The organism is Streptomyces sp. NPDC054841, from assembly GCF_053611045.1.
In genome coordinates this window covers 1-5,018 of the sequence record NZ_JBSGZO010000567.1, presented here as the reverse complement: position 1 = coordinate 5,018, position 5,018 = coordinate 1, and the positions used below count along the sequence as shown (strand labels likewise).

Sequence of the window (5,018 nt, the reverse complement as noted above, 5' to 3'; positions counted from 1 at the left end):
GCCGGGCCCTGACGCACGCCGGCTCAGCTCACAGCTCCACCACGTCCGCCACCACGCACCCCACGTTGTCCGGTCCGCCCGCCTCGTTGGCCAGCGCGATCAGCGCCCGTGCCGCCTCGTCGGGGTCGGAGACCGTCGCCGACACACGGCGCAGGTCCGCTTCCGGGACGACCGTGAAGAGGCCGTCGGAGCAGAGGACGTAGCGGTCCCCGGCATGCGCGTCGTGGAGTTGCAGGTCGGGGGTCGCGGGAGACGGCGCACCGCCGAGGGCTTTGAGGAGCAGAGCCCGTTGGGGGTGGGATCGGGCCTCGTCCTCGGTGAGGCTGCCGGCGTCGATCATCGACTGGACGACCGTGTGGTCGTGGGTGATCCGGAACAGCTGCCCGCCGCGCAGCAGATAGGCGCGGGTGTCGCCGATGTGGACCAGGCCGAGCTGGGAGCCGGTCCACAGCAGGGCGGTGAGCGTGGTGCCGGAGTCCGGGAGGTCCTGGACCGCGCGGTTGGCGAGCTGGACCGCGTCGGCCAGGAGGTTGAGCAGTTCGCCGGATTCGACGGACACGCTCTCCAGCGGACGGAGCGCGTCGATCGCCGCGCTGCCGGCCCGTGCGCCCCCGCCGCCGTATCCGTCGGCGACGGCCAGCAGGCGCGGGCCCGCGTAGACGGAGTCCTGGTTGGTGTCGCGGACCAGGCCACGGTCGGAGAGGGCCGCGTAGCGGATGCCGAGAGGGGCGGTGAGCTGGGACATGGTGGGGTCCTTCCTGGCTGCCGCGGTGGACAGCCGGTCGATGAGGAAGGCCGCGAGGTCGCGCCGCGCCGCGGTCTCGGCCTCCACCCGCGCCCAGTAGGCGCGGATGTCCCGGGCCGCCGCGTCCGCGTCCGTTGCGTACAGCTCGCAGACGGACCGGATACGGGCGAGCGGCATACCGATGCGCCGCAGCCACGCCACCAGCCGGGCGCGCTCCAGCTGCGCCTGGTCGTAGTAGCGGTAGCCCGTGAAGGGATCGACGCGGGCCGGCGGCAGCAGGCCGAGTTCGTCGTAGCGCCGCAGGGTCTTCGCGGACAGCCGCGAGGCCCGTGCGAACGCTCCGATCGTCAACAGGCCGCTCATCTCCGGTCCCCCGCTTTCTTCCTCGTACCGGGCGCCTCGCCCGGCCCCGCCGATGCTGGGGCTTCCCCCGCGGGGAAGGTCAACAGGGGAAGGTCAGCAGCTCTGATCCACGAGGAGAACACAGCGGCGGCCCGTGGTCACCCCCGTGCACCACAGACCGCCGCCCGTCCCTCCGTCTCCCGTCGCTCCGCCGCCCGTCCTGTGGCTCACGAACGCGACCGGCTTCGTCCGCCGCTCGTCGTGCCAGGCGGCCCTGTCCGGGCCCGGTCGGCGAGGCGCGGAACCCCGTAGGGGCAGGGGTCACTCCTCGTGCACGTAGAAGGTGTAGAACATCACGCAGAACGTCGCCGCCGCGATGATCACGGACAGCACGATCGCGTTGAGGATGCTGTCGCCGGACAGGCTGTTCAGATAGCCGACGGCGGTGCCGACCAGGACCGCGTACGCCGCCGCGCGCAGCTCTCGCGGCAGGCGGTGCTGGTAGCGGCCGAGGGCGTAGCAGAGCCCTGCCAGCACCAGACAGGAGATGAGCCCGATCGCGAACTGTGCGCCGGCCGACTCTCCGGACATACGGGCCATGAAGGATGTGTAGAGGCCGTAGAGGACGCCGACTACGGCGGGGACCGCGACGCCGAGGGCACTCTGGTGCCGCGCCGGCACCGCCGCGTGTGCAGCCATGGCAGAGCTCCTTCCGCTCCATCCACTTATCCGGCACTTCTCCATCCACCAGCGGACACCCGCGCGGCGCACGCGGCAAGTGGATCAGGCGGCAGGGGTCCTGAGCGGCGGGCGCACCGCGATCGCGCCGGTCTCGGAGATCATCCCTGGCAGCGCGAGCCAGGCCCTGTCCGGGACCGGGGGCGATAACGCTCAGCGTCAGCGCCGACAGCCGCTCGCCGTGCCCGAAGCAACGGCGGCCAGTCGGCTCAGCGCCCGCGCCAGCACCTCCTCCGGCGGCGACGCCAGGCCGACTCTGATCGCGTCCGGTGCCGTGTGCGCGCCGACCGCGAACGCGGAACCGGGCGTCACCGCGACCCCCGCCTCCGCCGCCGCGGCGACGAACGTCTCCGCCCGCCAGGGCGTGGGCAGCCGCCACCAGCAGTAGTACGCACGCGGGTCGGTGCTGATGTCGAAGCCGCCCAGCACCTCCCGTACCAGCCGGTGCCGCGCCGCCGCGTCGGCCCGCTTGGCCTCGACCACCGCCCGTACGACACCACCTTCGCTCCATCGCACCGCCGCCGCCAGGCTGAACCCGGCCGCGGTCCACGCCCCGGAGCGCAGGGCCTGCGCCACCGCCTCCCGGTGTGCGGCGGGCGGGACGAGGTAGCCCACGGTCAGCCCGGGCGCGAGCCTCTTGGAGAGGCTGTCCACCAGCAGCGTCCGCTCGGGGGCGTGCGCGGCGAGCGGCGCCGGGGCATCGGGCGCGAGGAACGCCCAGGTGGTGTCCTCGATCGCGGTGAGCCCCAACTCGTCGAGCACCGCCGCCAGATGGGCCCGCCGTGCCTCGCCCGCCGTCACGGCCAGCGGATTGTGCAGGGTCGGCTGTACGTACACGGCGGCGAGAGGCGCCGTGCGGTGGGCCGCGGCCAGCGCGTCCGGCCGTAGCCCCTCCTCGTCCAGGGCGATCGGGACAAGGCTGACGCCCAGCCGCTCCGCGACCGTCTTGACCAGCGGATACGTCAACGACTCGACGCCGAGCCGGCCACCGGGCGGTACCAGCGAGGAGATCGCGCCCGCGATGGCCTGGCGCCCGTTGCCCGCGAAGAGGAGCCGGCCGGGGTCGGGGGACCAGCCGTTCCTGGCGAGCACGGCGGCCGCGGCGCGCCGTGCACCGGGCGTGCCTTCCGGACCGGTCGGCCGGGTCGCCTCGCCCAGCATGTCCGGGCGGGCCAGGGCCGCGAGCTCCCGCGCCATCAGCTCCGACTGCCCGGCCACGACCGGGTAGTTGAACTCCAGGTTGACCGGGGCACCGCCGGTCGCCTCGGTGAGCGCGGATCCGGGCAGCGGGGGCGCCGCCCGTACGAACGTCCCGCGCCCCACCTCCCCCACGACCAGGCCGCGCCGCACCAGTTCGCCGTACACCCGGATCGCCGTCGAGGGCGCGATCCGGCGCCGACGGGCGTACATCCGCTGTGGCGGCAGCCGGTCGCCGGGACGCAGCCGCCCCTCCGCGATGTGCTCCGCGATCTCGTCGGCGAGCCGCCTGAAGTCCTCCGCCACCCGTCCCCCTGCTCGTCCACCGCGCATCCCTCGACATTGCACCGAGAGCAAAGATCTTATTGCACCGAGGAATTGACGCACCTAGCCTCAAGAACATGCCCTCCACACTCATCGACACCGGAGACCGGGTCCTGACGACCGGCTACGAGGACACCGGCCACGGGGACACCAGCTACGGGGACACCGGCAACGACGACACCGGCTACGGGGACACCGGCAACCAGGACGCGGCAACCGGCCCCGCCCTGGTCCTCGTCCACGGCCACCCCTTCGACCGCACGATGTGGGCCCCGCAGCTCGTGTCCTTCTCCGCCACGCACCGGGTCATCGCCCCCGATCTGCGCGGCTACGGCGCCTCGTCCGTGGTCCCGGGCGTCACGCTGCTCTCCGATTTCGCCACCGACCTGGCCGCCCTCCTCGACCACCTCGGCGTCCACCGCTTCGTCCTCGGCGGCCTCTCGATGGGCGGCCAGATCGCGATGGAGTGCTACCGCCTCTTCCCCGAACGCATCACCGGGCTCGTGCTCGCCGACACCTTCCCGGCCGCCGAGACCGCCGAGGGCAGGGCACAACGCAACGCCATGGCGGACCGGCTGCTCGCCGAGGGGATGCGCGGGTACGCGGACGAGGTACGGGACAAGATGGTCGCCCCGTACAACACCGAGGCCTCCGCGACGGTCCACCGCATGATGCTCGGCGCCCCGCCGGAGGGCGCGGCGGCCGCGCTGCGCGGCAGGGCCGAGCGCCCCGACTACCGCGAGCTGCTCACCGAGGTGACGGTCCCGGCGCTGGTGGTCGTGGGCCGCGACGACGCGTACACCCCGGTCGCGGACGCCGAGGCGATGCACGCGGCGATCCCGGACTCGACGCTGTGCGTCATCGAGGGCGCGGCCCACATGCCGAATCTGGAGCGGCCGGACGCATTCGACGCGGCGCTGCGGACGTACCTCGAACGGCTCAATTGAAATATCCCATTTGCACCATTCAAACCATGCTGGTGCCATGAGCCAGAACACAGCACCGACAGCACCCCGCGGCAGCCCAACCAGCAACGGCGACTGGGCGGCGGGCGGTGTGCTCTTCGCCGGCGTCCTGATGATGGTCACCGGCGTGATCAGCATCTTCGAGGGAATCGCCGGCATCGCCCGGGACGAGGTCTACACGCGGATCGCGGGCTACGTGTTCGCCTGGGACCTCACCGCATGGGGCTGGGTCCATCTGATCCTCGGCATCATCGTCGCCGTCACCGGCCTGGGGATCCTCAAGAACATGCAGTGGTCCCGGTACGCAGGTGTCTTCCTGGCGTCGCTGAACATCGTCGTCCAGTTCCTCTTCCTGCCCTACCAGCCGGTGTGGGCGATCTTCTCGATGGCCATCTCCGTGTTCATCATCTGGGCGCTGGTGGCCGCCGAGTCCCGTCCCGAGCTCTGACCGGCGGCGCGGGGCGGCGTCCGCGCCTGCCCCGCGCACCCCGCCCGCCGAACTCTCCGGCCCGTCCGTCACAACCCTCTGGCCCGTCCGCCGAACACTCCGGCCCACCGGCCTGGTCCGGTTGGGCTCACTCCCAAGATCGCTGCCCGGACAGGGCCTGGTTCCGGCCTAAGGGCTGTCCCGTAATCCCCGGTGGATCAGCGCGCGGCGTCAGATGCGGTGCATCGCAAGGCGGAGGGTCGTCCTCATACTGGGCGTA

At 72.4% G+C, this 5,018-nt stretch carries 5 protein-coding genes; 2 read left to right on the top strand and 3 right to left on the bottom strand.

All coding sequences use genetic code 11. The annotated features are described in order from the left end of the window. Nucleotides 1-28: 28 nt before the first annotated feature. The 3 genes from ACWGI8_RS39360 to ACWGI8_RS39350 all read right to left on the bottom strand — a co-directional run bounded on the left by ACWGI8_RS39360 (nucleotide 29) and on the right by ACWGI8_RS39350 (nucleotide 3,328). Entirely contained in the window at nucleotides 29-1,108 is a 1,080-nt protein-coding gene (locus ACWGI8_RS39360; protein WP_453668244.1) for a MerR family transcriptional regulator, read from the bottom strand. A gap of 300 nt (nucleotides 1,109-1,408) precedes the next feature. After that, entirely contained in the window at nucleotides 1,409-1,786 is a 378-nt protein-coding gene (locus ACWGI8_RS39355) for a hypothetical protein (protein ID WP_453668243.1), read from the bottom strand. Nucleotides 1,787-1,984: 198 nt separating this feature from the next. Beyond that, entirely contained in the window at nucleotides 1,985-3,328 is a 1,344-nt protein-coding gene (locus ACWGI8_RS39350; RefSeq protein ID WP_453668242.1) for an aminotransferase-like domain-containing protein, read from the bottom strand. 95 nt (nucleotides 3,329-3,423) lie between these two features. On the opposite strand from ACWGI8_RS39350, the gene ACWGI8_RS39345 reads away from it, so the two are divergent. Both ACWGI8_RS39345 and ACWGI8_RS39340 read left to right on the top strand, forming a co-directional pair. Continuing rightward, nucleotides 3,424-4,293 (top strand): alpha/beta fold hydrolase, encoded by an 870-nt coding sequence (locus ACWGI8_RS39345; RefSeq protein WP_453668241.1) that lies wholly within the window; start codon nucleotides 3,424-3,426, stop codon nucleotides 4,291-4,293. Nucleotides 4,294-4,330: 37 nt separating this feature from the next. Further along, a complete protein-coding gene (locus ACWGI8_RS39340; protein WP_453668240.1) occupies nucleotides 4,331-4,759 on the top strand; it encodes a DUF7144 family membrane protein in 429 nt (142 codons plus the stop codon). Nucleotides 4,760-5,018: the final 259 nt, after the last annotated feature.